General features: G+C 70.7%; 27 protein-coding genes. 14 read left to right on the top strand and 13 right to left on the bottom strand.

What is annotated here, in order from left to right:
• Positions 1-70 precede the first annotated feature (70 nt).
• Positions 71-1495, top strand: a complete 1425-nt coding sequence (locus ACFVQZ_RS29885; protein WP_081958966.1) for a YibE/F family protein — start codon at positions 71-73, stop codon at positions 1493-1495.
• Between the two features lie 127 nt (positions 1496-1622).
• Here the strand turns inward: ACFVQZ_RS29885 and ACFVQZ_RS29880 are convergent, their stop codons facing one another.
• From ACFVQZ_RS29880 to ACFVQZ_RS29865, 4 genes are all read right to left on the bottom strand, one after another.
• The gene (locus tag ACFVQZ_RS29880) at positions 1623-2063 is read right to left on the bottom strand and encodes an SsgA family sporulation/cell division regulator (RefSeq protein ID WP_030493805.1); all 441 of its coding nucleotides are present in this window, start codon (positions 2061-2063) and stop codon (positions 1623-1625) included.
• A gap of 138 nt (positions 2064-2201) precedes the next feature.
• Entirely contained in the window at positions 2202-2966 is a 765-nt protein-coding gene (locus ACFVQZ_RS29875; protein ID WP_383627800.1) for an IclR family transcriptional regulator, read from the bottom strand.
• A 285-nt stretch (positions 2967-3251) separates the two neighbouring features.
• A complete protein-coding gene (locus ACFVQZ_RS29870) occupies positions 3252-3470 on the bottom strand; it encodes a DUF5326 family protein (RefSeq protein ID WP_383627798.1) in 219 nt (72 codons plus the stop codon).
• Between the two features lie 237 nt (positions 3471-3707).
• A complete protein-coding gene (locus ACFVQZ_RS29865) occupies positions 3708-4025 on the bottom strand; it encodes a cupin domain-containing protein (RefSeq protein ID WP_030493802.1) in 318 nt (105 codons plus the stop codon).
• A gap of 50 nt (positions 4026-4075) precedes the next feature.
• Here ACFVQZ_RS29865 and ACFVQZ_RS29860 point away from each other — a divergent pair, with 50 nt between their 5' ends.
• From ACFVQZ_RS29860 to ACFVQZ_RS29845, 4 genes are all read left to right on the top strand, one after another.
• Positions 4076-4453: a phage holin family protein gene (locus ACFVQZ_RS29860; protein ID WP_030493801.1), complete on the top strand. Its 378-nt coding sequence runs from the start codon at positions 4076-4078 to the stop codon at positions 4451-4453.
• A gap of 9 nt (positions 4454-4462) precedes the next feature.
• Positions 4463-4981, top strand: coding sequence for a low molecular weight protein-tyrosine-phosphatase (locus ACFVQZ_RS29855; protein WP_030493800.1), 519 nt, complete (start codon positions 4463-4465; stop codon positions 4979-4981).
• 4 nt (positions 4982-4985) lie between these two features.
• Entirely contained in the window at positions 4986-6146 is a 1161-nt protein-coding gene (locus tag ACFVQZ_RS29850) for a cystathionine gamma-lyase (RefSeq protein WP_383627795.1), read from the top strand.
• A gap of 151 nt (positions 6147-6297) precedes the next feature.
• Positions 6298-6777 carry an NUDIX hydrolase gene (locus tag ACFVQZ_RS29845; RefSeq protein ID WP_030493798.1) on the top strand — a complete coding sequence of 160 codons (480 nt, stop codon included), beginning with the start codon at positions 6298-6300 and terminating at the stop codon, positions 6775-6777.
• Here the strand turns inward: ACFVQZ_RS29845 and ACFVQZ_RS29840 are convergent.
• Positions 6709-7941 (bottom strand): globin domain-containing protein, encoded by a 1233-nt coding sequence (locus ACFVQZ_RS29840; protein WP_383627793.1) that lies wholly within the window; start codon positions 7939-7941, stop codon positions 6709-6711. The genes ACFVQZ_RS29845 and ACFVQZ_RS29840 overlap by 69 nt on opposite strands.
• A gap of 199 nt (positions 7942-8140) precedes the next feature.
• On the opposite strand from ACFVQZ_RS29840, the gene ACFVQZ_RS29835 reads away from it, so the two are divergent.
• Genes ACFVQZ_RS29835 through ACFVQZ_RS29825 form a run of 3 tightly spaced genes read left to right on the top strand, consistent with a single transcriptional unit; the run spans position 8141 to position 9989 of the window.
• Complete coding sequence (locus tag ACFVQZ_RS29835; protein WP_383627791.1) at positions 8141-9004, top strand: GNAT family N-acetyltransferase; 864 nt, start codon at positions 8141-8143, stop codon at positions 9002-9004.
• 55 nt (positions 9005-9059) lie between these two features.
• A complete protein-coding gene (locus tag ACFVQZ_RS29830; protein ID WP_030493795.1) occupies positions 9060-9518 on the top strand; it encodes a MarR family transcriptional regulator in 459 nt (152 codons plus the stop codon).
• A gap of 18 nt (positions 9519-9536) precedes the next feature.
• On the top strand, positions 9537-9989 hold the full coding sequence (locus ACFVQZ_RS29825; protein WP_030493794.1) for a GNAT family N-acetyltransferase: 453 nt from the start codon (positions 9537-9539) through the stop codon (positions 9987-9989).
• 115 nt (positions 9990-10104) lie between these two features.
• Here ACFVQZ_RS29825 and ACFVQZ_RS29820 read toward each other — a convergent pair whose 3' ends face one another.
• Both ACFVQZ_RS29820 and dnaB read right to left on the bottom strand, forming a co-directional pair.
• Positions 10105-11487 (bottom strand): serine hydrolase domain-containing protein, encoded by a 1383-nt coding sequence (locus ACFVQZ_RS29820; protein WP_383627788.1) that lies wholly within the window; start codon positions 11485-11487, stop codon positions 10105-10107.
• A 44-nt stretch (positions 11488-11531) separates the two neighbouring features.
• Positions 11532-13019 (bottom strand): replicative DNA helicase, encoded by a 1488-nt coding sequence (gene dnaB / locus ACFVQZ_RS29815; protein ID WP_030493792.1) that lies wholly within the window; start codon positions 13017-13019, stop codon positions 11532-11534.
• Positions 13020-13462: 443 nt separating this feature from the next.
• Here dnaB and ACFVQZ_RS29810 point away from each other — a divergent pair, with 443 nt between their 5' ends.
• Positions 13463-14800, top strand: coding sequence for an MATE family efflux transporter (locus tag ACFVQZ_RS29810; protein ID WP_383627786.1), 1338 nt, complete (start codon positions 13463-13465; stop codon positions 14798-14800).
• 111 nt (positions 14801-14911) lie between these two features.
• On the opposite strand, the gene rplI is transcribed toward ACFVQZ_RS29810, so the two are convergent.
• The 4 genes from rplI to rpsF all read right to left on the bottom strand — a co-directional run bounded on the left by rplI (position 14912) and on the right by rpsF (position 16629).
• The gene (gene rplI / locus ACFVQZ_RS29805; protein ID WP_030493790.1) at positions 14912-15358 is read right to left on the bottom strand and encodes a 50S ribosomal protein L9; all 447 of its coding nucleotides are present in this window, start codon (positions 15356-15358) and stop codon (positions 14912-14914) included.
• An 18-nt stretch (positions 15359-15376) separates the two neighbouring features.
• Positions 15377-15613 (bottom strand): 30S ribosomal protein S18, encoded by a 237-nt coding sequence (rpsR, locus tag ACFVQZ_RS29800; protein WP_005315025.1) that lies wholly within the window; start codon positions 15611-15613, stop codon positions 15377-15379.
• A gap of 65 nt (positions 15614-15678) precedes the next feature.
• On the bottom strand, positions 15679-16266 hold the full coding sequence (locus ACFVQZ_RS29795) for a single-stranded DNA-binding protein (RefSeq protein WP_030493789.1): 588 nt from the start codon (positions 16264-16266) through the stop codon (positions 15679-15681).
• Positions 16267-16338: 72 nt separating this feature from the next.
• Positions 16339-16629 (bottom strand): 30S ribosomal protein S6, encoded by a 291-nt coding sequence (rpsF, locus tag ACFVQZ_RS29790; protein WP_004950685.1) that lies wholly within the window; start codon positions 16627-16629, stop codon positions 16339-16341.
• Positions 16630-16869: 240 nt separating this feature from the next.
• Here rpsF and ACFVQZ_RS29785 point away from each other — a divergent pair, with 240 nt between their 5' ends.
• The 3 genes from ACFVQZ_RS29785 to ACFVQZ_RS29775 all read left to right on the top strand — a co-directional run bounded on the left by ACFVQZ_RS29785 (position 16870) and on the right by ACFVQZ_RS29775 (position 19546).
• Complete coding sequence (locus ACFVQZ_RS29785) at positions 16870-17184, top strand: hypothetical protein (RefSeq protein WP_030493788.1); 315 nt, start codon at positions 16870-16872, stop codon at positions 17182-17184.
• A 117-nt stretch (positions 17185-17301) separates the two neighbouring features.
• Positions 17302-18420 carry a peptidoglycan bridge formation glycyltransferase FemA/FemB family protein gene (locus tag ACFVQZ_RS29780; protein ID WP_030493787.1) on the top strand — a complete coding sequence of 373 codons (1119 nt, stop codon included), beginning with the start codon at positions 17302-17304 and terminating at the stop codon, positions 18418-18420.
• 94 nt (positions 18421-18514) lie between these two features.
• Positions 18515-19546: an alanine racemase gene (locus ACFVQZ_RS29775; RefSeq protein WP_030493786.1), complete on the top strand. Its 1032-nt coding sequence runs from the start codon at positions 18515-18517 to the stop codon at positions 19544-19546.
• A 25-nt stretch (positions 19547-19571) separates the two neighbouring features.
• On the opposite strand, the gene ACFVQZ_RS29770 is transcribed toward ACFVQZ_RS29775, so the two are convergent.
• Together ACFVQZ_RS29770 and ACFVQZ_RS29765 are read right to left on the bottom strand one after the other, a co-directional pair.
• Entirely contained in the window at positions 19572-21134 is a 1563-nt protein-coding gene (locus tag ACFVQZ_RS29770; protein WP_383627782.1) for a glycosyltransferase family 87 protein, read from the bottom strand.
• Between the two features lie 219 nt (positions 21135-21353).
• A complete protein-coding gene (locus ACFVQZ_RS29765) occupies positions 21354-24212 on the bottom strand; it encodes a transglycosylase domain-containing protein (RefSeq protein ID WP_051787648.1) in 2859 nt (952 codons plus the stop codon).
• Positions 24213-24633: 421 nt separating this feature from the next.
• Between ACFVQZ_RS29765 and ACFVQZ_RS29760 the strand changes: the two genes are divergently transcribed.
• Both ACFVQZ_RS29760 and ACFVQZ_RS29755 read left to right on the top strand, forming a co-directional pair.
• Positions 24634-25308: a helix-turn-helix transcriptional regulator gene (locus ACFVQZ_RS29760; protein ID WP_030493783.1), complete on the top strand. Its 675-nt coding sequence runs from the start codon at positions 24634-24636 to the stop codon at positions 25306-25308.
• A 48-nt stretch (positions 25309-25356) separates the two neighbouring features.
• A complete protein-coding gene (locus tag ACFVQZ_RS29755; protein WP_030493782.1) occupies positions 25357-26439 on the top strand; it encodes an inositol-3-phosphate synthase in 1083 nt (360 codons plus the stop codon).
• The last annotated feature ends 65 nt before the right edge of the window (positions 26440-26504 follow it).

Raw genomic sequence — 26504 nt, 5'->3', positions numbered from 1 at the left:
TGCCACCACGCTAGCGTCCTCCCGGGCGTGCTGAACAGTGGGCCCCCGTCGTTCTTGCGATGATCGGTCGGTGACTTCCTCGCAGCAGTCCCCCGATCCGCACGGCCACGGCCACGGCCCCGAGCACGGACACGGGCCCGAGAACGGGCACGGGCACGGGCCTGGCCATGAGCACGGTCACGGTGCCGGTCCCGGCCAGGGCGCCGGTCTCGGGCACGGCCACACGCACAGCCACGGCCCCGCCGCGCCCGTCTCCCGCCATCTGCGCAGAGTCATCGCGGCCGTGCTCATCCCGTTCGCCACCGCCGTGGTCGTCGGTCTCGTCGTGCTCTGGCCCGGGGGGACGCCCGCGCACGAGCGGACCGGCGTCGGCTTCGACCGGCAGACCGAACAGGGCAAGGTCGTGGCGGTCGAGCAGGTCGACTGCAAGGACGTGAACGCCGCACAGGTGCCGCCCACCGGCGACACCACCACCCCGCAGGGCCGCGAGGCGGTCAACGGGCAGCAGGGCCAGTGCGAGAAGGCGACGATCGAGGTCACGAGCGGTCCGGACCAGGGCCGTACGTTCACCGAGATCGTGCAGCCGGACGCCCCGCGCCAACTGGACGAGGGCCAGGGCGTGGTCGTCGCCTACGCCCCCGACGCCCCGAAGGACCTGCAGTACTCGGTGACCGACGTGAACCGCAAGGTGCCGATGGCGGTCCTCGCCGGCATCTTCGCGCTCGCGGTCGTGCTCGTCGGCCGGCTGCGCGGCGTGATGGCGCTGATCGCGCTCGCGGTGAGCTTCGTGGTGCTGACGCTCTTCATCCTGCCCGCGATCCTGGAGGGTTCGAACCCGCTGATCGTGGCGGTGGTCGGATCGAGCGCGATCATGCTGCTCGCGCTCTACTTGTGCCACGGGCTGTCGGCCCGTACGTCGGTCGCGGTGCTGGGCACGCTGATCTCGCTGCTGCTGATCGGACTGCTCGGGTCCTTCTTCATCGGCTGGGCCTCGCTGAGCGGCAACACCGACGACTACACCGGGCTCATCCACGGTCTCTACCCGGGGATCGACATGTCCGGTCTGCTGCTCGCGGGTGTGATCATCGGTTCGCTCGGCGTCCTGGACGACGTGACGGTCACCCAGACCTCCGCGGTCTGGGAACTGCACCAGGCCGATCCCCGCATGGGTCCGCGCGCGCTCTACCGGGCCGGGATCCGGATCGGCCGCGACCACATCGCCTCGGTGGTCAACACCCTGGTCCTGGCCTACGCCGGTGCCGCGCTCCCGCTGCTGCTGCTCTTCACCATCGCGCAGAGCAGCATGGGGACGGTGGCCAACAGCGAGCTGGTGGCGGAGGAGATCGTCCGCACCCTGGTCGGCTCGATCGGTCTGGTCGCCTCGGTGCCGGTCACGACGGCGCTGGCCGCGCTGGTCGTGTCCGCCGACCGCCCGGCGGGGGAATCCGCCGCCCGCACACCGGCCCGCGGCGGACGCCGCCGCCGCGCCAAGTGACGCCCGCGCGGCGGCCGTACGGCACGAACGCCGCAGCCGCCGGCCGTCGGCCCGTCAGCGGGAGGGTCGGCCGGAACCGCAGGCCGTACGCGAGCGTGCCGGATCCGTACGGAGGGGAGCGCCGGGTTCAGGCCGGACCGGCGCTCTCCTCGGCAAGGATCCGGCCGAGCGCGGCCTCCAGGCTGTCCTCGAAGTCGCCCAGTGTCTGTTCCTGACCGAGCGGGACCAGCTTGTCCGTGCGGTCGAGGAAGGCGACGAGCGGCGGGGCGCTGGCGCGGAAGAGGGCGCGGTCGCCGCCCACCTGGAGCCGGATGGAGACGTCCGACAGGCCCTCGGGGTCCGTCGGGGCGATGTGGACGTCGCCGTCGCCGCTCGGGCGGTTGATCCCGTCGAGCAGCAGCTCCCTGCCGAACGCCCAGGTCACGGGCGCGTCTCCGGGAAGGTGGAAGGTCATCCGCACCGCGTAGGGATCCCGGGTCTCGTAGCGCAGTTCAACTGGGATCTTGAAGGAGAGCTCCTCCGAAACGAGGAAGCTCATCAGGACCTCTGCCTGAACCGACTCTCGCATCATGTACCCCGCAGTAGATGGAGCAGTTGTGTAAACACAGCTGCTGAAAGCTGTGACCGAAACGGCCAGGAATGATCCCCCGTGGCCCTCTTGACGCAATCGTGCTGTACGCGCTAGCAGATCACAAGGAGTGATTTTTCAGATACTGATAGAGAAGGCGAGCGAACTGAAGAGGCTTCCGATCTCGGTACGTAGCCGCTCGACTGCTGGGAGCAACCGTTCTTCCTGGTGAAGCGGGAGAGAAATGGCCAGAGTGGCCGCTGCGGAACCCGCCGTGATGGGGATGGCCGCGCAAACCGTGCCGAGCGCATATTCCTGGCGCTCCACCAGGGGCTCCATTCGCCCCAAACCACCCAAACGCTCCAAAAGCGCCTGGCGGTTACGCACCGTATACGGAGTGATGGGCGTGACCGGGTAGCGGTCGAGGTGGTCTTGACGACTTTTCAGATCGAGTTGACTGAGCAGGCACTGCCCGATCGCGTGCGCGTGCCCGGTCTCCCGGAAATCCGCCCATTCCTCGACGGCGGGGGAGTTGGGGGTGTCCGCGACGGAGACGAGCTCGATCTCGCCGTCGCGGTAGAGGGCGAAGTACACCGGCACACCGATCTCGTCCCGCCAGTGGGCGAGGGAGTCCTCGATCTTGGTGCGACGATTCTGCACAGCCCCGCCGCCGGCCAGCCGGGCGGCTGCCTCCCCCAGATAGAAAGCACCCTTGTCGCGGAGCAGATAGCCCTCGTGCGTCAGGGTGCGGAGGAGGTGGTACGTCGTGGGCAGCGGAAGGCCCGTCTCCCGGGCGAGCTGCTTGGCGGGGGCGCCGTCCGGGTGGGAGGCCACGGCCTCCAGGAGTCTCAGCGCCCGCTGCACCGAGGCGATCAGGGTCGGCGCAGCTGTCTGCGTAGCCATGGCCAAAGGTTCACCCCCAGGCGTGACAACGGATGCACGCACCCGCTCGCGGGGGCCGCCCCCGCGCTCCCGCCGACCTGGGACACCGAGGGCCCGGACGGACCGGACCCTTCAGGGACGAGCGGGAAACCGCTGGTCTGCCGGAGATCTACGCCCGTAGGCCCCGACTCGGCGGAGATCTGTCACTCTAGTGGCTCGCCCTCGCCCCCCACCCCGTTTCCACCAGCGCGTTCCCCCTGCCGGGCTAACGCCCGGCCGTCGCCGAATACCGATGAGTAGCTTGTGCTACCAGTCGCGGTCCGACTTCTTCGGGCCGCCGAACTTCCGTACGGCGTAGATGAGTCCGGCCACGAGGGCGACGAACAGCAGCACCTTGAACAGCAGGCTGATGACGAAGGTGAGGACGCTGGTGATGAATCCGCCGAAGACGAGCAGGACCAGAGCGGGTATCACCACCCACTTCACCCACCACGGCAGCCCCGCGAGAATCTCCTGCACGGCCATGGTTCTCTCCCTCGCTCTCGAAGCCCGTGTCCGGGAGCCTTCCTCCCGGACACCTCAAGGCTAGGCGGCGAACCGCCGCCCCAGGAGCCCCGGAGGCCCGGGCTCTCCCCTGATGCACCCCCTAGGGGAATCAGGGCCTCACCCCGGAGTGCCGGCCTCGGATCCCCCTCCGGTCAATGCCGACAGGCCCACCGGCCACGGCCCACAGACCGCAGGCCCCGGCCCGCCGGCCTCCGCTCACGCCTCCGGCGGCGAGAAGACCACCAGCACCCGCAGGTCCTCGCTGATGTGGTGGAAGCGGTGCGGCACCCCGGCCGGCACGTAGACGACGCTGCCCCGCGCCACCTGCGTCGTCTCCTCCCCGACGGTGATCGCCGCCCGGCCGGACACCACGAAGTACACCTCGTCCTGGCCGTGCGGCGACTGCGGATCCCGCTCGCCCGCGTCGAGCGCGTACAACCCCACCGACATGTTCCGCTCGCGCAGGAACTGGAGGTACGCCCCCTGATTGGCGACGCGCTCCGCCTCCAGATCGTCCAGCCGGAATGCCTTCACTGCCGTTCGCCCCTGCCCTTGGCCCGATCGTCTCTGCCACGATCAGACACATGAAGAATTTCGTAGTCAAGACGCTCGCCAACGCGGGCGCCCTGGCGGTCGCCATCTGGCTGCTCCAGGACATCACCCTGACCGGTGAGAGCACGGGCAAGAAGGTCGTCACCCTGCTGCTCGTCGCCCTCGTCTTCGGCCTCGTCAACTTCCTGGTCAAGCCGATCGTGAAGCTCCTGACGCTGCCCCTCTTCATCCTGACCCTCGGCCTGATCACCCTGGTGGTCAACGCCCTGATGCTGCTCCTCACCTCGTGGCTGGCCGACCAGTTCGACCTCAGCTTCCACGTGGAGGGCTTCTGGACCGCCGTCCTCGGCGGCCTGATCATCTCCGTCGTCTCGTGGGCGCTCAACGTCGTGCTCCCGGACGGGGACTGAGCGCCCGCCATGACCTATCGCGTCTGCTTCGTCTGCACCGGAAACATCTGCCGCTCCCCGATGGCCGAGCACGTCTTCCGCGCGCGCGTGGAGGAGGCCGGCCTCGGCGGTGCGGTCGAGGTGGACAGCGCGGGCACGGGCGGCTGGCACGAGGGCGAGGCGGCGGACCCGCGCACCGTCGCCGTGCTGACGGAACACGGCTACACCTCCGCGCACACCGCCCGTCAGTTCCATGCCTCCTGGTTCGCGGACCTCGACCTCGTGGTCGCGCTCGACGAGGGCCACCTCCGCGAACTCCGCCGCCTCGCCCGCACCCCCGACGAGGCGGCGAAGATCCGGCTGCTCCGCTCGTACGACCCCGCCGCCGGGGACGCGCTCGACGTCCCCGACCCGTACTACGGCGGACCGGAGGGGTTCGAGGAATGCCTGCGCATGACCGAGGACGCGAGCGAGGGACTGCTCGCCGCCGTCCGGGCCGGACTCCGGGCCGGCACACCGGGGGACGAGATCGAGGAAAGGACTCCGTGAACCCGTGACCCCCCAGGAACACCAGCACCACGGCGAGGCCCCCGGCGACGGGACCCTCGCCGTGCGGGCCGGACTGCCCGAGCCCGTCAAGTACGAACCGACCCTGCCGGGCCCCGTGTTCGCCGCCCACTTCCACCTCCCGGGCGAGCCGACCGGCCCGTACACCTACGGCCGCGACGAGAACCCGACCTGGACCCACCTGGAACGGGCCATCGGCACCCTGGAAGCGCCCGGGGACGCCTCGGTCGAGACGGTCGTCTTCGCCTCCGGCATGGCCGCCATCTCCGCCGTCCTCCTCTCGCAGCTCTCCGCCGGCGACGCCGTCGTGCTGCCGTCCGACGGCTACCAGGCCCTGCCGCTCCTCCACGAGCAGCTGCGCGCGTACCGGATCGAGGTGCGCACCGCCCCAACCGGCGGCGACGCCCAGCTCGACGTCCTCGACGGGGCCGGACTGCTGTGGATCGAGACGCCGTCCAACCCCGGCCTCGACGTCTGCGACATCCGCCGGCTGGTCGCCGCGGCCCACGCCGGCGGGGCGCTCGTCGCCGTCGACAACACCCTCGCCACCCCGCTCGGCCAGCGCCCGCTGGAGCTCGGCGCGGACTTCTCGGTCGCCAGCGACACCAAGGGCATGACCGGTCACGGCGACGTCCTGCTGGGCCACGTCAGCTGCCGCGACCCGCACCGGGCCGCGGAGGTACGGCGCTGGCGCAAGATCGTCGGCGCCATCCCCGGCCCCATGGAGTCCTGGCTCGCCCACCGCTCGCTGGCCACCCTCCAGCTGCGCATCGACCGCCAGTGCGCCACCGCCCTGGAACTCGCCCGGGTCCTCGCCGACCACCCCGACGTCACCGGACTGCGCCACCCCGGGCTGCCCGACGACCCCTCGCACGAGGTCGCCGCCCGGCAGATGCGCCGCTTCGGCTCGGTGATCTCCTTCGAGCTCGCCGACCGCGCGCGGGCCGAGCGCTTCCTGGACGAGCTGCGCCTGGTCGACGACGCCACCAGCTTCGGCGGGGTCCGCTCCTCGGCGGAGCGGCGCGGACGCTGGGGCGGGGACGCGGTCGCGGAGGGCTTCATCCGCTTCTCGGTCGGCGCCGAGGACCCGGAGGACCTGATCGCCGACGTGCTGAGGGCGCTCGACGCGGCACGCAAGGCGAGCTGACCGGAAGCGGACCGGCCGGAGCGAGAGGCAGGGAGCGGGGCTGCCCGTGATGTGCGGCTCGTTCCGGCCGGTGCCGTCGCGCGGTGCCGTCGTGGCGGGTCGCGGGGGAGCGGCGCGTTTCAGCCGCTCGGGAACGGGCCATTTTCTTCCCATGACCGAACGCCCCGTGGTCAAGCGCACCGCACGCGCCATCCTGCTCGACGGAGACGACCTCATCCTCATCAAGCGCACCAAGCCGGGGGTGGATCCGTACTGGGTCACACCCGGCGGCGGCGTCGAGCCCTCCGACTCGACCGTCGTCGAAGCGCTGCACCGCGAGGTGCACGAGGAACTCGGCGCCAAGATCGTCGACGTGGTCCCCTGCTTCGTCGACACCGTCGAGCACATCGTCGACGGCGGGGTCTCCGGCGTGAAGGTCCAGCACTTCTTCGTCTGCCGGCTGGTCTCCATGGACCTCGGCATGCGCCACGGGCCCGAGGTCGACGAACCCGTCGGCGAGTACGAGGTCGTCCGGGTGCCGTTCAGCCGCGTCGGGATCGCCGCCGTCCACCTGGTGCCGCTCTCACTGCGCCACTACCTCGACGGGAACATCGAAGGGGTGCGCGCCATGCACGCCCCCGACCTCGGCTGACCCCGCCCCCACGGCGGCGAGCTCCGCCAGGAAGTCGTGGCGGATCCGCTCCGTGGGGACCCCCGAACCGCGCAGGACGTCGATGCCCTGCCGGACCATGCCCAGCGGGCCCGAGAGATAGGCGTCCCGCTCCGTCCACGGCCCCGCCTCCCGGACCGCCTCCGGCAGCGGGCACTGCGCCTCGGTCACCGGATGGACGGAGAGCCACGGGAAGGTCTTCTGGAGCCGCAGCAGGGTGTCCATGTCGTAGAGGTCATGGCCCCTGCGCGCCCCGTAGAAGACGTCGACCTTGCGCCGGTCGCCGTGCTCCGCGACATCCTCCACCAGCGCCTTGATCGGCGCGATGCCCGTCCCGCCGCCCAGGCACAGCAGCCCCGTGTCGGTGGCGTGGTCGACCGTCATGGAACCGGCCGGCGGTCCCAGCCGGAGCACGTCCCCGGGCCGGGCCCGGTGGACCAGCGCCTGAGAGACCCAGCCGGCCGGCACGGACTTCACGTGCAGGGTGAGCAGCCCGTCCGGGCGCGGCGCCGACGCGAAGGAGTAGTGCCGCCAGACGCGCGGCCACCAGGGCGTCTCCAGCGTCGTGTACTGCCCGGCGAGGAAGGGGTACGGCGCGGCCGGCCGCAGCGTGAGCACCGCGATGTCCGGGGTCCGCAGGTCGTGCGAGACCACCTCGGCCTGCCACCAGGCGGGGGCCTTCACCTCGTCCTCGGCCGCCGCGTCGATCATCGTCTGCGAGATCACCGTGTACGCCCGCACCCAGGCCGCCTCGGTCTCCGCGTCCCAGCGCCGCTCCGCGTACCGGACCAGCGCGCCGATCAGCGCCTCGCCGACCGCCGGGTAGTGAGCCGCCTCGACGCCGTACTTGCGGTGCCCGCGCCCGAGGTGGCCCAGGTACTCGGCGAGGAAGGCGCTGTCGTCCATCCGCTCGGCGACGGTGAGCAGGGCCTTGAGCAGGCGGTCCCGCTGGGTGTCCATCGCGGCCGGGAACAGGTCCCGCAGGGCGGGGTTCCGGACGAAGAGCAGCGCGTAGAAGTACGACGTCACCTTGTCCGCGACCGGGGCGATCTCCTCGAGGGTGCGGCGGACGAGCACCGCATCGGGAGAAGGCTCCGCTATTCGGGCCCCCGTCCCGTCGGTCGTGCTGGTCGGACCATCCATCATGTGCCTCGCCTCACGCAGCCGGCTTCCGTGTTCGCAGCATGACGGCCGCCGGAGAGACTTCGGGCGGAAAGCGGCGTTTCCGGGCCGAAGACCCGGGGCGCGGACTAGGCTCCACTCTTTCGGCGCGGGCACGTTTCACGTGAAACATCACGTGAAAACCCCTGGACGGAAGATCACTCCGTCGGAGAGCCTGGCCGTCATGCCGATCTCCCCCACCGCCCTCGCCCAGCTCCCCGTGCGGCGCCTCGGTCCGAACGACCTCCTGGCCTGCGCCGATCTCTCCGAGAACCGCGGCTGGCCGCGCGAAGAGCACAAGTGGGGCCTGCTGCTCGCCGCGGGCACCGGGTACGGCATCGACGACCCCGACGGCGACGGACTGCTGGCCTGCTGCGTGGTCACCTCGTACGGCCCCGGCCTCGCGGCCATCGGCATGGTCCTCGTCGCCGAGCGCTACGCCCGCCGGGGCGTCGGACGCCGGCTGATGCGGCACGTCCTGGAGGAGACCGGCGAGACGCCCGTGTCGCTCTACGCCACTCCCAACGGACAGCCGCTCTACGAGGAGCTCGGTTTCACCGAGATCGGCCGCTCGCAGATGGTGAAGGGCCACTTCTCCGGTGCCGTGCCCGCGCCGCGCGTCCCGGTCCGCCCGGCCACCGCCGAGGACCTCCAGGAGGTGCTCCGCCTGGACGAGAAGATCTTCGGGCTCGACCGCACGCCGCTTCTCACCCGGCTCCCCGCCTTCGCCGACCATCTGCGGGTCGCCGTCGAGGACGGCGCGATCACCGGCTTCGCCGCCGCCTGGCCCAACATGGACACCCATGTCGTCGGCCCCCTGATCGCCCGCGACACCGCCACCGCCCAGGCACTGGTGGCCTCGCTGGCCGCCGCCGGCGACCGGCCGCTGCGCACGGACGTCGACCTCCGGCACACCGACCTGCTCGACTGGCTCACGGAGAACGGCCTGGAGCCGATCGCCGTCAACGCGATGATGCTCCGCTCGGCCCCCGCGCTGCCCGGCGACGCCGACCGCCGCTTCGCCCCGCTGACGGTCGCCGCGGGCTGACCTCTACCCTGGAGCCGCAGCGGCCCACGGACGAGGACAGGGACGAGGAGAGACCATGACCGCGACGGACCCCGCCCTCACCGGGCTCGCCCAGCGCTGGTGCGCCCTCTCCCTGCTGCACGGCCGCATCGAGTCCCGCGTCGAGCGCGCGCTGGAGTCCGGACACGGTCTGAGCGCCCGCGAGTACTCGCTCCTCGACGTCCTCAGCCGCCAGCACGACGGCCCCGGCGGGCACCTCCAGATGAAGCAGGTCGCCGACGCCGTCGTGCTCAGCCAGAGCGCCACCACCCGGCTGGTCACGCGCCTGGAGGACCGCGGACTGCTCACCCGCTATCTCTGCGCGACCGACCGGCGCGGTATCTACACCGACGTCACCGAGGCCGGCCTGGCGCTCCTGGCCGAGGCACGGCCCACCCACGACCGGGCTCTGCGCGAGGCCCTGGACGAGGCCGCGAAGAACCCGGAGCTGGCCCCGCTGGTCCGGGTCGTCGAAGGCGAGACCACCGCCGTCTGACCGCCGTACGCTGCGGGCATGAGCGATCTTGAGATCCGTCCCGCCACGGCGGACGACCTGCCCGCGATCGTCGCGATGCTCGCCGACGACCCCCTCGGCGCCCAGCGGGAGTCCCCGGACGACCTGGCGCCCTACCTCGCCGCCTTCGCCCGGCTCGCGGACGACCCGAACCAGCACGTGGTCGTCGCCGTCCGCGCCGAGAAGGTCGTCGGCACCCTTCAGCTGACGATCGTCCCCGGGCTCTCCCGCCGCGGCGCCACCCGCTCGATCATCGAGGGGGTGCGCATCCACTCCGAGGAGCGCGGCAGCGGTCTGGGAACCTTGCTCATCGAATGGGCCGTGGAGGAGTCCCGGCGCCTGGAGTGCGCGCTGGTCCAGCTCACCTCCGACGCGACCCGCACCGATGCCCACCGCTTCTACGAGCGGCTCGGCTTCGAGGCGAGCCACGTGGGGTTCAAGCGGGCCCTCTGACACCGTCCGGCAGCCGAAGGAGAAGGCCCGTGTTTCACGTGAAACACGGGCCTTCCGGGCACCCGGAGGGCGCACCGGCGCACCCCAGGGCTCCCGGGCACGCCCCGACGGCGCGTCAGAGACCGCGCCACCCCTGCGCGTCCACCCCGCCCGGGACCGCGTCCCCGGGCTCGTACGGCTCCCGCGTGAAGACGAAGGAGCCGAGGTCGAGATGGCTGACCCGTCCGTCGGGGCGCCGGACCACCCGCAGCGTCTCCCCCGCGTAGTAGCCGTCCAGGCCGAGCCAGCCGCCCTCGGGCAGCGCCCGGAAACGCGCCCGCCGGCCGGGGCCCCGCAGCGGTTCCAGCACCACCTCGCCCTCCGCGCCGAGCCGCAGCCCGTAGGAGTACGTCCCCCAGTACCAGGGACCGGTCAGCGCCAGCAGCTCCTGGTCGACGTCGCTCGCGGGCAGCGGGCGCCACGGCTCGGGCAGCCGCGGTTCGGCCTCCGCGACGATCCGTACGAGCTCGGCGGCGACGACGCCGGGCTGCGGACCGCTCGTCGCGTTGGCGAGGGCCACGCCGACCAGGCCCTCCGCCACGTCCACCCACAGTCCGGCGACGAAGCCGGGCAGTGAGCCGCCGTGCCCGATGAGCGTGCCGTTCTCCCCGTGGGCGAGCTGCAGCCCGAGGCCGTATCCCATCTGGGCGTCCCCCGGGGCCGGCGGCGAGGCGGGCACCCTCATCTCGGCGACGGTGGCGGCGCTCAGCACACGGTCGTCCCCCTCCGCGAGGAAGTGGCCGAACCTGCACAGGTCCGCGGCGGTCGACCACAGCTGCCCGGCCGGCGCCATCACCCCCAGGTCCTCGGAGGGCTCCGGCAGCATCACATCGGCCCACGGGTGCACCGCCCAGCCCCCGGCGTGCGGGGCGACCGGCTCGTACGTCGTCCTGCGCAGGCCCAGCGGCTCCAGGACCTCGGTGCGCAGCGCCTCCTCCCAGGAGACCCCCCGCACCGCCTCGACCAGGGAGCCGAGCAGCGTGTAGCCGGGGTTGGAGTAGTGGAAGCCGCGGCCCGCCGGACGCACCACGGGTGCCTCCCCCAGGACGTCGGAGAGCTCGGGCCGGGTGGACCCGGGGGTCCGCTCCCACCAGGGCGACGGGGTCTCCGCGGCGAGCCCCCCGGTGTGCCCGAGCAGCTGGGCGATCGTCACCTCGCCGACGCCCGTGCCGGGCAGGTGCTTCTCCAGCGGGTCGTCGAGACCGAGCAGGCCCTCGTCGCGCAGCCGCAGGACGAGGACGGCGGTGAACACCTTGGTGATCGACCCGATCCGGTACTGCGTGTCGGCGTCGGGCGCGTGCCCGTCGACGCAGGAGCGCGCACCGCTCCACACCATCGCTCCCCCGCGCGCGACGGCGCCGACGAAGGAGGGCGCGCGGCCCTCGCTCTGGGCGCGGGCCACTCGGTGCAGCAGCGAACGCTCGGTGGTGGGCAGCAGGGCTTCGAAGTCTGAGGTCATGCCCCGATCATGCCGCCCGGCCGTCCCGGGCACGATCAGGCCGATCAGGTCTGAGCCATGTCCACGAAGCGCGAGTAGTGGCCCTGGAAGGCGACGGTGATGGTGGCCGTCGGGCCGTTACGGTGCTTGCCGACGATGATGTCGGCCTCGCCGGCGCGCGGTGACTCCTTCTCGTAGGCGTCCTCGCGGTGGAGCAGGATGACCATGTCGGCGTCCTGCTCGATGGAGCCGGACTCACGCAGGTCGGAGACCATCGGCTTCTTGTCGGTGCGCTGCTCGGGGCCACGGTTCAGCTGGGAGAGCGCGATCACCGGGAGCTCCAGCTCCTTGGCGAGGAGCTTGAGGTTTCGCGACATGTCGGAGACCTCCTGCTGGCGGCTCTCGGCGCGCTTGGAGCCGCCGGACTGCATCAGCTGGAGGTAGTCGATGATGACGAGCTTGAGGCCGTTGCGCTGCTTCAGGCGACGGCACTTGGCGCGGATCTCCATCATCGACAGGTTCGGGGAGTCGTCGATGTAGAGGGGGGCCTGGGAGACGTCCGGCATGCGGCGGGCGAGCCGGGTCCAGTCCTCGTCGGTCATCGTGCCGGACCGCATGTGGTGCAGGGCGACCCGTGCCTCGGCGGACAGCAGGCGCATCGCGATCTCGTTGCGGCCCATTTCGAGGGAGAAGATGACGCTGGGCAGGTTGTGCTTGATCGACGCGGCCCGGGCGAAGTCCAGGGCGAGCGTGGACTTACCCATGGCGGGACGGGCCGCGATGATGATCATCTGGCCCGGGTGCAGGCCGTTGGTGAGGGAGTCGAGGTCGCTGAATCCGGTGGGCACGCCGGTCATCTCGCCGCTACGGGAGCCGATCGCCTCGATCTCGTCGAGCGCGCCCTCCATGATGTCGCCGAGCGGCAGGTAGTCCTCGGTGGTCCGCTGCTCGGTGACCTTGTAGATCTCCGCCTGGGCCGAGTTCACGATCTCGTCGACATCGCCGTCGGCCGCGTATCCCATCTGGGTGATCTTGGTGCCGGCCTCCACGAGCCGGCGGAGCACGGCCCGCTCGTGGACGATCTCCGCGTAGTACGAGGCGTTCGCCGCCGTCGGCACCGACTGGACGAGGGTGTGCAGATAGGAGGCGCCGCCGACGCGGTTGATCTCGCCGCGTTTGGTGAGCTCGGCGCCGACCGTGATGGGGTCGGCGGGCTCGCCCTTGGCGTAGAGGTCGAGGATCGCACCGAAGACGGTCTCGTGCGCGGGCTTGTAGAAGTCGTGGCCCTTGATGATCTCCACGACGTCGGCGATGGCGTCCTTGGAGAGCAGCATGCCGCCGAGCACGGACTGCTCGGCGTCGAGGTCCTGCGGGGGGACCCGCTCGAAGCCGGAGAGTCCGCCGTCCCAGGGGCCGTCGCTGCCGCGCTCGTGCTGCTCGTCGCGGCCACGGCCGCGCCCGCGGCCCTCGCCCCGGTTGTCCCCGCGGCCTTCGCCCCGGGTGCGTACGGGCAGCCGGTCGCTCGGTCCGCCGTCGGCCCAGGGGTCGTCCATGGGCTCGGGAACGCTCACCAGGCCACCTCTTCCCGTCCGCTCCGCGGACCTCGCCGCGCCACTCTTTCTTACGCCACGGCCTTGGTCGAAGAGTGGCTTTTGCGTCCGCTTCTGGCGCGTCGGGCGCCGGTCCACGGTAGGCCCGCGAGGGCCGTCGGCCAATCTGGTTATCCACAGGCTCTGTGGGTGAAGGCCCCAATGCTGTGGATAAGCCGCCGGTTCCTGTGCACGGACCGGGGGACAGTCATGTGGACAAACTCATAGCCCCCCTCCCATCACCGCGCTGACCTGCGCCTTTTCCATCCACGGGCTGTGGGGGAGAAAAACTTTTCACCCGGGGCCACGATCAGAACAAACTACTCACACCCGAAGTCCCACTCCCCTCCGAAGTAAGGACTGATAGGGCATTGCATCGCTTACCTGTGGACGATTAGATTGACCTCATGACCCAGGCCCCCACGCGCACCAAGGCAGCCCTGCGCCGGCACGACCGCGAGATCCTCTCGCTCGCCCTGCCGGCCTTCGGCGCCCTCGTCGCCGAACCGCTCTTCCTGATGGTCGACAGCGCCATCGTGGGGCACCTCGGCACGCCCCAGCTCGCGGGCCTCGCCATCGCCGGGACCCTGCTCGCCACCGCCGTCAGCGTCTTCGTCTTCCTCGCCTACGCCACCACGGCCGCCGTCGCCCGCCGGGTCGGCGCCGGCGACCTGCCCGCCGCCCTCCGGCAGGGCATCGACGGCATCTGGCTGGCCGTCCTCCTCGGTCTCGCCGTCGTCGCGGCCACCCTGCCCACGGCCCCCTGGCTCGTCGACGTCTTCGGCGCCTCCGACACCGCCGCCCCCTACGCCACCACCTACCTGCGGATCTCGATCCTGGGCATCCCCTCGATGCTCATCGTCCTGGCCGCCACCGGCGTCCTGCGCGGTCTCCAGGACACCCGGACCCCGCTCTACGTGGCCATCGGCGGCTTCACCGTCAACGGCGCCCTCAACGTCGGCCTCGTCTACGGAGCCGGACTCGGCATCGCGGGCTCCGCCTGGGGCACCGTCATCGCCCAGTGCGGCATGGCCGCCGCGTACCTCGTCGTGGTCGTCCGGGGCGCCCGCCGCCACGGCGCCTCGCTCCGGCCCGACGCCACCGGCATCCGGGCCTCCGCCCAGGCCGGCGCCCCCCTCCTGGTCCGTACGCTCTCGCTGCGCGCGGTCCTGATGATCGCCACCGCCGTCGCCGCCCGCCTGGGCGACACCGAGGTCGCGGCCCACCAGATCATCCTCTCCCTGTGGAGCCTGATGGCCTTCGCCCTGGACGCCATCGCCATCGCCGGCCAGGCGATCATCGGGCGCTACCTCGGCGCGGACGACGCCGAGGGCGCCCGCCAGGTCTGCCGCCGGATGGTCCAGTGGGGCGTGGTCTCCGGCGTCGTCCTCGGACTGGCCCTCGTCGTGGCCCGTCCGCTCTTCATCCCGCTCTTCACCGGCGACTCCGCCGTCCGGTCCACCCTGCTCCCGGCGCTCCTCGTGATGGCGCTCTCCCAGCCGATCTCCGGCGTCGTCTTCGTCCTCGACGGCGTCCTCATGGGGGCGGGCGACGGCCCTTACCTCGCCTGGGCGATGCTGCTGACGCTGGCGGTCTTCGCGCCCGTCGCCCTGCTGGTCCCGGTCCTCGGCGGCGGACTGACCGCGCTGTGGTGGGCGATGACGCTGATGATGGCGGTCCGGATGGGCACCCTCTGGTTCCGGATGCGCTCCGGCCGCTGGATCGTCACCGGCGCCACCCGCTGACCGCGGGCGCCGTTTCACGTGAAACAGCGGCGGGAGCCTCCGCCCCCTGGAACGGCGGATGGGCCGCCCCCCAGCGGGGAGCGGCCCATCCGTACTGCGCTGAGCGCTGCGTTACGCGGCGACGACCTCGATGCCGAGCTTCGCGGCGACCTCGGGGTGCAGACGCACGAGCACCTGGTGCGAGCCCAGGGTCTTGATCGGCGAACCGAGCTCGACGCGACGCTTGTCGACCTCGGGACCACCGGCGGACTTGATCGCCGTGGCGACGTCGGCCGGGGTCACGGAGCCGAAGAGACGGCCGGCGTCGCCGGAGCGAACGGCCAGGCGCACCTTCGTGCCCTCGAGCTTGGCCTTGACCTCGTTGGCCTGCTCGATGGTCGCGATCTCGTGGATCTTGCGGGCGCGGCGGATCTGCGCCACGTCCTTCTCGCCACCCTTGGTCCAGCGGATCGCGAAACCGCGCGGGACCAGGTAGTTGCGAGCGTAGCCGTCCTTGACCTCGACGACGTCGCCGGCCGCACCGAGGCCGGAGACTTCCTGGGTGAGGATGATCTTCATTTTTCGGTCACCCTTCCCTTATCGCGCGGTGGACGTGTAGGGCAGCAGCGCCATCTCACGGCTGTTCTTGACGGCCGTGGCGACGTCACGCTGGTGCTGCGTGCAGTTGCCGGTCACGCGGCGGGCACGGATCTTGCCGCGGTCGGAAATGAACTTCCGCAGCATGTTCGTGTCCTTGTAGTCCACGTACGCGGTCTTGTCCTTGCAGAACGCGCAGACCTTCTTCTTAGGCTTGCGCACAGGCGGCTTCGCCATGGTGTTTCTCCTGTGTGATCAAGAAGTGTGGGGTACGAGCCCGCTTCCGGGGTCCCGTGGGATCCCTAGAAGGGGGGCTCGTCCGAGTAGCCGCCGCCGGAGTTGCCACCCCAGCCGCCACCGCCGCCGGCCTGCTGGCCGCCGCCGGAGGAGCCACCGGTGGCCCAGGGGTCGTCGGCGGGTGCTCCGCCGCCCTGCTGGCCGCCGCCGGAGTTGCCACCCCAGCCGCTGCCACCACCCTGCTGGCCGCCGCCGCCGAAGCCGCCGCCGCCACCCTGGCCACCGCGGCCGGTGGTCTTGGTGACCTTGGCCGTGGCGTTGCGCAGGCTGGGACCGACTTCCTCGACGTCCAGCTCGAAGACCGTGCGCTTGATGCCCTGGTTGTCCTCGTAGGACCGCTGCTTCAGCCGGCCCTGCACGACGACGCGCATGCCTCGCTGAAGGGACTCGGCGACGTTCTCCGCCGCCTGACGCCAGACCGAGCAGGTCAGGAACAGGCTCTCGCCGTCCTTCCACTCGTTGGTCTGCCGGTCGAAGGTGCGGGGAGTGGACGCGACGCGGAACTTCGCGACCGCCGCACCGGACGGGGTGAAGCGCAGCTCGGGGTCGTCGACGAGATTGCCGACGACCGTGATGACGGTCTCGCCTGCCATGGGTGAACCTCTCGGCGGGATTGCTTCTGGCTGCTTGCTGCTACTCGGACCCGGATACCTCTGAGCGAAAGCTCAGTGGGTCTCGGGGCGGAGGACCTTGGTCCGGAGGACCGACTCGTTCAGGTTCATCTGGCGGTCGAGCTCCTTGACGACCGCAGGCTCGGCCTGCAGGTCGATGACCGAGTAGATGCCCTCGGGCTTCTTCTTGATCTCGTAGGCGAGACGACGACGGCCCCAGGTGTCGACCTTCTCGACCTTTCCGTTGCCCTCACGGACGACGGAGAGGAAGTTCTCGATCAGCGGGGAGACAGCGCGCTCCTCGAGATCGGGGTCGAGGATGACCATCACCTCGTAGTGACGCATGTGGAACCCACCTCCTTTGGACTCAGCGGCCACGGTCGTTCCGTGGCAGGAGGGTCGTGATGCGTAGAGCGTCGGTGTCCCGCTGGCAGGACCAGGGCAGACACCGGCGCAGACCGTACAGAGTACCCGCACATCGCCTTGCGGTTGAAATCCGCCGGGGAGGGGACGCAATCTGTACACAACGGACGTCGGCGGCGCTAGGATGCGCCGCCCTCCGCACGGCACGCCAGGAGGTGCCCCATGGCACAGGCAATGCGTCCCCACCCCGGCCACTCCCTCTTCGCGACGGACGGCAAGCCGCACCCGCTCCAGGACACGCTGCTCGCGGTGACGCTGGTGCTCGGCATGCTGTCCTTCGTCACGGCGCAGTTCCACAACCTGCACCTGCTCAGCTCGTGGACGGGTCTGATCGGCATCCTGACCGGGGCCTACGGACAGTTCATCTCCGTCACCACCCGCGAACGATTCTTCCTGATCATCGGCCTCGGCGCCGCCGCGGTGGGCTTCTACCTCGGCATGGCCCACGGAGGGCTCTTCACCGGCGTGATCAACTGACACCGAGCACGTCAGGGGCACGGCGGCCCTTCGGGGCGCTCCCCGGTCGCAGTAGGCTTCGGCGCGAGAGCCGGAGCCCCTGACCGATGGGGACACACCTGCCGAGGAGCGCCCCGCATGAGCCTGACCCTGAGGACCATCAGCCGAGAGCAGCATCTGGCGTACATCCAGAGCCTGCCCGGTGCGAGCCACTGCCAGGTCCCGGCGTGGGCGGACGTGAAGACCGAGTGGCGCTCGGAGAACCTCGGCTGGTTCGACAAGACCGGCGAGCTCGTCGGCGTCGGCCTGGTGCTCTACCGCCAGCTGCCCAAGCTCAAGCGCTACCTGGCCTACCTGCCCGAGGGTCCGGTCATCAACTGGTACGCCCCCAACCTCGACGAGTGGCTCCAGCCGATGCTGGCCCACCTCAAGCAGCAGGGCGCCTTCTCCGTGAAGATGGGCCCGCCGGTCGTCATCCGCCGCTGGGACGCCGCCGCGATCAAGTCCGGCATCCAGGACCCGGACGTCAAGCGCCTCAAGGACGTCCAGGCCACCGAGGTCGTGCCGCAGGCGTTCGAGGTCGCGGACCGGCTGCGCCGGATGGGCTGGCAGCAGGGCGAGGACGGCGGCGCCGGCTTCGGCGACGTGCAGCCCCGCTACGTGTTCCAGGTCCCGCTGGCCAACCGCTCCCTGGACGACGTCCTCAAGGGCTTCAACCAGCTGTGGCGCCGCAACATCAAGAAGGCCGAGAAGGCCGGCGTCGAGGTCGTCCAGGGCGGCTACGAGGACCTGGCCGAGTGGCAGCGCCTGTACGAGATCACCGCGGTCCGCGACAAGTTCCGGCCGCGCCCGCTCTCGTACTTCCAGCGCATGTGGACCGTCCTCAACAACGAGGACCCCAACCGGATGCGCCTGTACTTCGCCCGCCACAACGGCGTGAACCTCTCCGCGGCGACCATGCTCGTCGTCGGCGGGCACGTCTGGTACTCGTACGGCGCCTCCGACAACATCGGCCGCGAGGTCCGCCCGTCCAACGCCATGCAGTGGCGGATGCTCCGCGACGCGTACGCGATGGGGGCTACCGTCTACGACCTGCGCGGCATCTCCGACTCGCTGGACGAGACCGACCACCTCTTCGGCCTGATCCAGTTCAAGGTCGGCACCGGCGGCGAGGCCGTGGAGTACGTCGGCGAGTGGGACTTCCCGCTGAACAAGCTCCTGCACAAGGCGCTGGACATCTACATGTCGCGCCGCTGACGCTCCCCTCGGGGCTTGCGTACCCTCGTAGTTCCGCGGAGTCGGACTGTCTCCGATCTCCCACCGCAGCCATCAGAAAGGTTCCGGGCCGGCCATGGCGCTCACCCTGTACGTCGACACCGCTCGCTGGCGGGCGCACCAGAAGTCCGTGATCGACCAGTTCCCCGGTCTGATCCCGGTCTGCAAGGGCAACGGCTACGGATTCGGGCACGAGCGGCTCGCCGAGGAGACGGCCCGGTTCGGCGCCGACATGCTCGCGGTGGGGACCACGTACGAGGCCGCGAAGATCAAGGACTGGTTCGGCGGCGACCTGCTGGTCCTCACGCCGTTCCGGCGCGGCGAGGAGCCGGTGCCGCTGCCCGACCGGGTGATCCGCTCCGTCTCCTCCGTGGACGGGGTGCACGCCCTGGTCGGCGCCCGGGTGGTCATCGAGGTCATGAGCTCGATGAAGCGGCACGGCGTCCGTGAGGAGGAGCTCGCGATGCTCGCCTCCGCCATCGAGGACGTCCGTCTGGAGGGCTTCGCCCTGCACCTGCCGCTCGACCGCCCGGACGGCACGGACGCCGTCGAGGAGGTCATCGCCTGGATGGACCGGCTGCGGGCCGCCCGGCTGCCGCTGCACACCATGTTCGTGAGCCACCTGCGGGCCGACGAGCAGGCGCGGCTCCAGCAGCAGTTCCCGCAGACCCGGTTCCGCGCCCGGATCGGCACCCGGCTCTGGCTGGGCGACCACGAGGCCACCGAGTACCGCGGTTCGGTCCTGGACGTCACCCGGGTCGCCAAGGGCGACCGCTTCGGCTACCGCCAGCAGAAGGCCGCCTCGGACGGCTGGCTGGTCGTGGTCGCGGGCGGCACCTCGCACGGCGTCGGCCTGGAGGCCCCGAAGGCGATGCACGGCGTGATGCCGCGCGCCAAGGGCGTGGCGCGGGCCGGTCTGGCCACCGTCAACCGAAACCTGTCGCCGTTCGTCTGGGCCGGCAAGCAGCGCTGGTTCGCCGAGCCGCCGCACATGCAGGTGTCGATCCTGTTCGTGCCGGCCGACGCCCAGGAGCCCCAGGTCGGCGACGAGCTGGTGGCGCACCTGCGCCACACCACGACGCAGTACGACCGGCTCGTCGAGCGCTGAGCCGGCCGTACGTCACGTCTTCGGATCACCCCCGGGAGCCCTCGGCCCCGGGGGTTCCCCATGTCACCAGCAGCTCCTGCGTGCCGGAGTCGGGCGCGGGGGCCGCGTGCCGGGCCGGGTGCGCGGCCCGGCCCACGACGAGGACGTCGGCGGCGCCGTCCAGGACGCCGCCCGAGGGATCGTCGGAGCCGTCCCGCCGGACCGGGTCCTTCTCGGGCGCGAGGACGTCCCGGACGACCATGGCGCACAGGTAGAGCGTGCCGAGCAGGTGCACCACGATCGCGAAGTGGTAGCCGTCGAGCGGCAGTCCCTGCTTGTTGCCGCTGCCGGTGAAGGCGAGGTACATCCAGATCCCGAGGAAGTACGCGACCTCGCACGCCTGCCAGATGAGGAAGTCGCGCCAGCGCGGCCGGGCGAGCGCGGCGAGCGGCACCAGCCAGAGGACGTACTGCGGTGAGTAGACCTTGTTGGTGAGGACGAACGCGGCGACCATCAGGAACGCCAGCTGCACGAGCCGCGGCCGGCGCGGCGCGGCGAAGGCCAGCCAGCCGAGCCCGCCGGCGACCAGCACCAACAGCAGAGCCGCGTACAGGTTCGCCCGCTCGGGCGGGATCGTCTCGCCGGCGCGCTGGCTGACGAGCAGCCAGACCGAGCCGTAGTCGACGTTCCGGTCGCGGCTGAAGAGGTAGAACTGCTTCCATCCCTCGGGTGCGAGGAGCATCACCGGCAGGTTGACCACGAGCCAGGAGCCCGCCGCACCGAGCAGCGCGGTGCCGAAGGCGCGCAGCCGTCCGGCGCGCACACAGAGCAGCAGCAGCGGCCACAGGATCAGCACCGGGTAGAACTTGGCGGCGACGGCCAGGCCGAGCAGGACGCCGGCGGCGAGCGGCCGGGAGCGGGACCACAGGAGGATCGCGGCGGCGGTGAGCGCCACGGCGAGCAGGTCCCAGTTGATCGTGGCGGTGAGGGCCACGGTGGGCGCCAGCGCGACCAGCAGGCCGTCCCAGGGGCGCCGGCGGTGGGTCCGGGCCACACAGACGGCGAGGACGGCCGCGCACACCATCAGCAGGCCGGCGTTGACCAGCCAGTACGTCTGCTCCTGCACCTGGAGCTCGCCGCCCGGCGTCAGCCAGGCCGCGACCTCCATGAAGAGCCCCGTCAGCACGGGGTACTCCAGGAACGGTATGTCGCCGGGGAGCCGGTCGAAGTACGGCACCAGGCCCTCGGAGAAGCCGCGCCCGGCGAACAGGTGCGGGATGTCCGAGTAGCAGGCGTGGGTGTACTGGGAGGTGGTGCCTCGGAACCAGGCCCAGTTGTAGCAGGGCAGCTTCTGCACCATGCCGAGGGCGAACATGCCGATGGCCACGAGGGCGATCACCCGCACCGGGGTGAACTGCCCGGCCGCGGGGCCGCTGCCGGGCAGGGCGTGGCGCCCGTAGCGGCCACCGATGAGCTCGCTGCCCGCGGCGGCCACCTCGTCGCGCCGGGTGGGGGCGACGGCGGGCGGCTCGGCGGCACGTGCTTCGTCCGGCGCCGCGGGCCCGTCCACGGGGCCGCTCGTCTTCTTCAGGCTCGGCATGGGGGACATCCTGCCGTACGGCCCTGGGAATCCGGCCGCGACCAGGGCCGAAATCCGGTGCGGGAGCCGTTGTTTCACGTGAAACACGGAGGGTGCCGTGGAGCGCACGGAGTGTTTCACGTGAAACACGAAGGGCCGCCGCGGCCTGCTCCGTACGGGTGTCGCACGGAGCGGCCACGACGGCCCTCGCTGTGCCGGGGTCAGACCTCACGGCCGACCCCGGCCGCCTCATTCGAAGAGGCCTCCGTCTCCTGTCGTGTCGCCGGTCGGCTCGCCGCCGTTGCCGCCGTTCCCGTTGCCGCCACCGCCGCCCGGGCCACCCGAGCCGCCCGGGGGAGTCGTGGTGCCCGTCGGCGTCGGTTCCGTGGTGCCCGTCGGCGTCGGCTCCGTGGTGCCGCCGGTGCTGCCGCCCGGGTTGCCGCCACCACCGGTGGTGTCGCAGCCCCACCAGACGCTGCACGTCGTCTTGTCGGGCTTCGGCTCCTTGGTGGTCGGGCGGACCGTGTCGGAGGGCGTCGGCGGGGGAGTCGTCGTCGGAGCGGTGGTGGCCGTCTCGGTCGGCGTCGCCGTCTCGGTCGGGGTGGGGGTGGCCGTCGGCTTCGGCGTGGCGCCACCGCCGTAGACCGCCTTGGCGTCCGGCAGCTTCTCCGGCTCCGGGAACTCCTCGACGGGCAGGTCCGCGACGGCGTCCGTCATGTAGTCGTTCCAGATCTGGGACGGGAAGGACGAACCGTGGATCGAGTCCTGGCCACCCGTGCCGTACATCTCCAGGAACTTGCGGTTCTTCTTCGTCTCGTCGTCGTCGAAGCGGTACATGTCGATCGCCGTCGAGAGCTGCGGGGTGTAGCCCACGAACCAGGCCGACATGTTGTCGTCGGTGGTACCGGTCTTGCCCGCCACGTGGCGGCCCGGGATCGCGGCGTTGTTACCGGTGCCGTCCGGGTCCTCGACGACGCTGCGGAGCACGTCGGTGACGTTCGAGGAGACGGCCGAGGAGAACTTCTGCTCGCTCTTCGGCTCGTGCTTGTAGATGACCTGGCCGCCCTTGACGACCTTGGTCACCGAGTAGGGCTCGTTCCGGAAGCCCTGGTTGGCGAAGGTCGAGTAGGCGCCGGCCATGCGGATCGCGCTCGGGCTGGAGATACCGAGCGAGAACGACGGGACCTCGCCCTTCACCAGGGAGTCGGGGCGCAGGCCGGCGTCGACGGCCGCCTCACGCACCTTGTCGATGCCGACGTCCATGCCCAGCTGCACGAAGGGGGAGTTGGCGGAGACGATCATCGCCCGGCGCAGGCTGATGTTGCCGTAGCTCTGGTCGCCCTCGTTGTCCTGCTCCCACTCCTCTCCCTCCTCGTTGTGCCAGATCTCGCCGTCGTAGGTGCGGACCTTGAGGTCGTCCTTGCCGCTGTAGCGGCTCTTGTCGGGATCGACCAGGGTGCGCGTGGAGGGTCCCTGTACCTTCGGTCCCTCCGGGTCGCGGACGCCGTCCCGCATCGCGGCGGCGAGCACGAAGGGCTTGAACGTCGAACCGACCTGTGCGCCGGTGGTGTCGGCGTTGTTGGTGTAGTGCTTGGTCGCGTCCTGGCCGCCGTAGAGCGCGACGAGGGCACCGGTCTTGACGTCGACGGAGGCGCCGCCGAACTCGACGTGGGTGTCGTCCTCCGGGCGCTTCTTCTCGTCGATGTACTCGTCGTAGATCTTCTTGACCGAGTCTTCCATCGCTTCCACCTTCTTCCTGTCGAAGGTGGTGTGGATCTCGTAGCCGCCCAGCTCCAGGGCTTCGGCGCTGATGTCGTACTTGCTGCGGAAGTTGGCCTTCGCGGTGGCGACCAGGTAACCGATCTGGCCGCTCAGCTGGGCGTCCTGCCTCGGCTTCTGGATCTTCGGCAGGGCCGTGTACTTCGCCCGCTCCTCGGCCGTGATCTTCCCGTCCTTGACCATCTCGTCGAGGATCCAGGACCAGCGCTCGTTGAGGCGGGCCAGGTTGTTCGCGGGGGTCGCGTTGGGGTCGACCTCGGGGTAGCCGGCCGGGTCGAAGTAGGTGGCGCCCTTCAGCACGGAGGCGAGGACCGCCGACTCGGAGGCGTTGAGGTGCTTGGCGTCCTTGTTGAAGTACGCGCGGGAGGCGGCCTGGATGCCGTAGGCGCCGCGGCCGTAGTAGGCCGTGTTGAGGTAGCCCTCCAGGATCTCCGGCTTCTCGACCTCGTTGCCCACCTTGATGGAGATGAAGAGTTCCTTCACCTTCCGCGACAGGGTCTGCGACTGGTCGGCGAGCAGGCCGTTCTTCACGTACTGCTGGGTGATGGTCGAGCCGCCCTGGGTCTCGCCGCCCTTCGCCATGTTCCACACGGCGCGGCCGATGCCCATCGGGTCGACGCCCCAGTCCGTGCGGAACGTCTTGTTCTCGGCCGAGATCACGGCCTCCTGCATGACCATCGGGATCTGGTCGATGCCGATGATCTGGCGGTTCTGGCCGGCGCCGGTGGCCACCATGCGGCTGCCGTCGGACCAGTAGTAGATGTTGTTCTGCGAGGTCGCGGTCGCGTCCACCTTGGGGATGCCCACCTGCGAGTACGCGATGACCGCGCCGCCCATGACGAGGACGCAGAAGAGCAGGAACGCCCCCGTCACCAGCCGCCAGGACGGCAGCCAGCGACGCCAGCCGTCCTTGTCGTGGCGCGGGTAGTCGATGATCCGCTTCTTGCCCGGCGGACGACCGCCCGGACCGCCGCCGCGACCACCACGACCGCCACCGCCCCCACCGCCACGGCGGCCACCGCCGGCAGGACCGTTGGGCCCGCCGGGCCCGGCCGCGGGCGCACGCCGGCGCCCGCCCCGCTGGGCGGCGCGCCGGGCCTCCGCGCGACCGCCGTACGGACGCGCCTCCTCCCCGTGGGAGGACGAGGCCCCCCCGTACGCTCCGGACGACCCGTAAGGGGCCGGCGTTCCGTACGGGGGCGTCCCCGTACCGGGCTGCTGGGCAGGGGCCGGCCTGCGGCCCGCCGGCTGCTGGGCGGCGCGTCGTGCCGCCGCGCGGCCGCCCGTCGGCGGCTCCTGCGACGGCATCCTGCGACGGTGCTCGCTCATCGAACGACTACTCCTCGGGCAGGCGCGTACGCCTGGAAGCGGCAGTTGAGTTCCGGTCCCCCCGAAATGCGCACGACCGGAGCCCATCGGAGGCCCCTTTCGTATCGCAGCCGGTCACCCGCTGCACTGACGCCCCAGCGCGGCTCCTGGTTCCCGGTGGTGTGCATGCCGCACAGACTACGCACGGCCAAAACCCCTCTTGCGCCGGAGTTCACCCCAAATCAGGCAAGTCGCACGCGGCGAATTGACGATGTGACGCCGGTCACGGCACCCCCACTTGTCGGACCTCTCGGGCCGTTCTATCGTCGTGATGTATCGAGTCGATACATCAGCACGGCATAAAGCTTCGGCACACTGCTTCGGTACAGGGCTCCGGCACGGCGCCCGCCGAGCACGGATCGCGGGACGGAGGAGGCGACGGATGAGCAGACGCTCCGGCATCCTCGAGTTCGCCGTTCTCGGCCTGCTGCGCGAGGCCCCGATGCACGGCTACGAGCTGCGCAAGCGCCTCAACACCTCGCTCGGCATCTTCCGGGCGTTCAGCTACGGGACGCTCTACCCCTGCCTCAAGACGCTGGTCGCCAACGGCTGGTTGATCGAGGAGCCGGGCAGCGCCCCCGAGGAGGCCCTGGCCTCGTCACTCGCAGGGCGCCGGGCCAAGATCGTCTACCGGTTGACGCCGGAAGGAAAGGAGCACTTCGAGGAGCTCCTCTCCCACACCGGCCCCGACGCCTGGGAGGACGAGCACTTCGCCGCCCGCTTCGCGTTCTTCGGCCAGACCGAACGCGAGGTGCGGATGCGGGTGCTCGAAGGCCGCCGCAGCCGGCTGGAGGAGCGCCTGGAGAAGATGCGCGCCTCGCTGGCCCGGACGCGCGAGCGCCTCGACGACTACACGCTTGAGCTCCAGCGCCACGGAATGGAGTCCGTGGAGCGCGAAGTGCGCTGGCTGAACGAGCTCATCGAGAGCGAGCGGGCGGGCCGCGACCAGCGGCCCGGCACCGACGCTCCGCACGACAACGATTCTGGAGAGACGGGCGGCCTGCCCCGGCACGGGGGCAGTACCCGGCCGGATCCGTCCGACGACACCACCAAGTGAAACCCTGCGCCAGCAGGGCTTCCACGATCACAACAGGGAGCAACCGGAATGGGTTCGGTTCGCGTAGCCATCGTCGGCGTGGGCAACTGCGCCGCCTCGCTGGTGCAGGGCGTCGAGTACTACAAGGACGCCGACCCGGCGACCAAGGTGCCCGGCCTGATGCACGTCCAGTTCGGCGACTACCACGTCGGTGACGTCGAGTTCGTCGCCGCCTTCGACGTCGACGCGAAGAAGGTCGGCCTCGACCTCGCCGACGCCATCGGCGCCAGCGAGAACAACACCATCAAGATCTGCGACGTCCCGAACACGGGCGTCACCGTCCAGCGCGGTCACACGCTCGACGGTCTCGGCAAGTACTACCGCCAGACCATCGAGGAGTCCGCCGAGGAGCCGGTGGACGTCGTCCAGATCCTGAAGGACCGCCAGGTCGACGTCCTCGTCTGCTACCTGCCCGTCGGTTCCGAGGACGCGGCGAAGTTCTACGCCCAGTGCGCCATCGACGCCAAGGTCGCCTTCGTCAACGCCCTCCCGGTCTTCATCGCCGGCACCAAGGAGTGGGCGGACAAGTTCACCGAGGCCGGTGTCCCGATCGTCGGCGACGACATCAAGTCGCAGGTCGGCGCCACCATCACGCACCGCGTGATGGCGAAGCTGTTCGAGGACCGCGGTGTCCGTCTCGAGCGCACCATGCAGCTCAACGTCGGCGGCAACATGGACTTCAAGAACATGCTCGAGCGCGAGCGCCTGGAGTCCAAGAAGATCTCGAAGACGCAGGCCGTCACCTCGCAGATCCCGGACCGCGAGCTGGGCGACAAGAACGTCCACATCGGCCCGTCGGACTACGTGGCCTGGCTGGACGACCGCAAGTGGGCGTACGTCCGCCTCGAGGGCCGCGCCTTCGGTGACGTCCCGCTGAACCTGGAGTACAAGCTCGAGGTCTGGGACTCCCCGAACTCGGCCGGTGTCATCATCGACGCCCTGCGCGCCGCGAAGATCGCCAAGGACCGCGGCATCGGCGGCCCGATCCTCTCCGCGTCGTCCTACTTCATGAAGTCCCCGCCGGTGCAGTACTTCGACGACGAGGCCCTGGCCAACGTCGAGAAGTTCATCAAGGGCGAGGTCGAGCGCTGACCCTCCGAGGTCCGAGGCGTTTCACCTGACGAGGGTCCCCGCGGCACTGCCCGGGGGCCCTCGCC

Origin of the sequence: Streptomyces sp. NPDC057854 (assembly GCF_042797055.1) — a bacterium.
In the GTDB taxonomy this organism is placed as follows: domain Bacteria; phylum Actinomycetota; class Actinomycetes; order Streptomycetales; family Streptomycetaceae; genus Streptomyces.
This window is presented reverse-complemented; position numbering and strand designations above follow the sequence as displayed.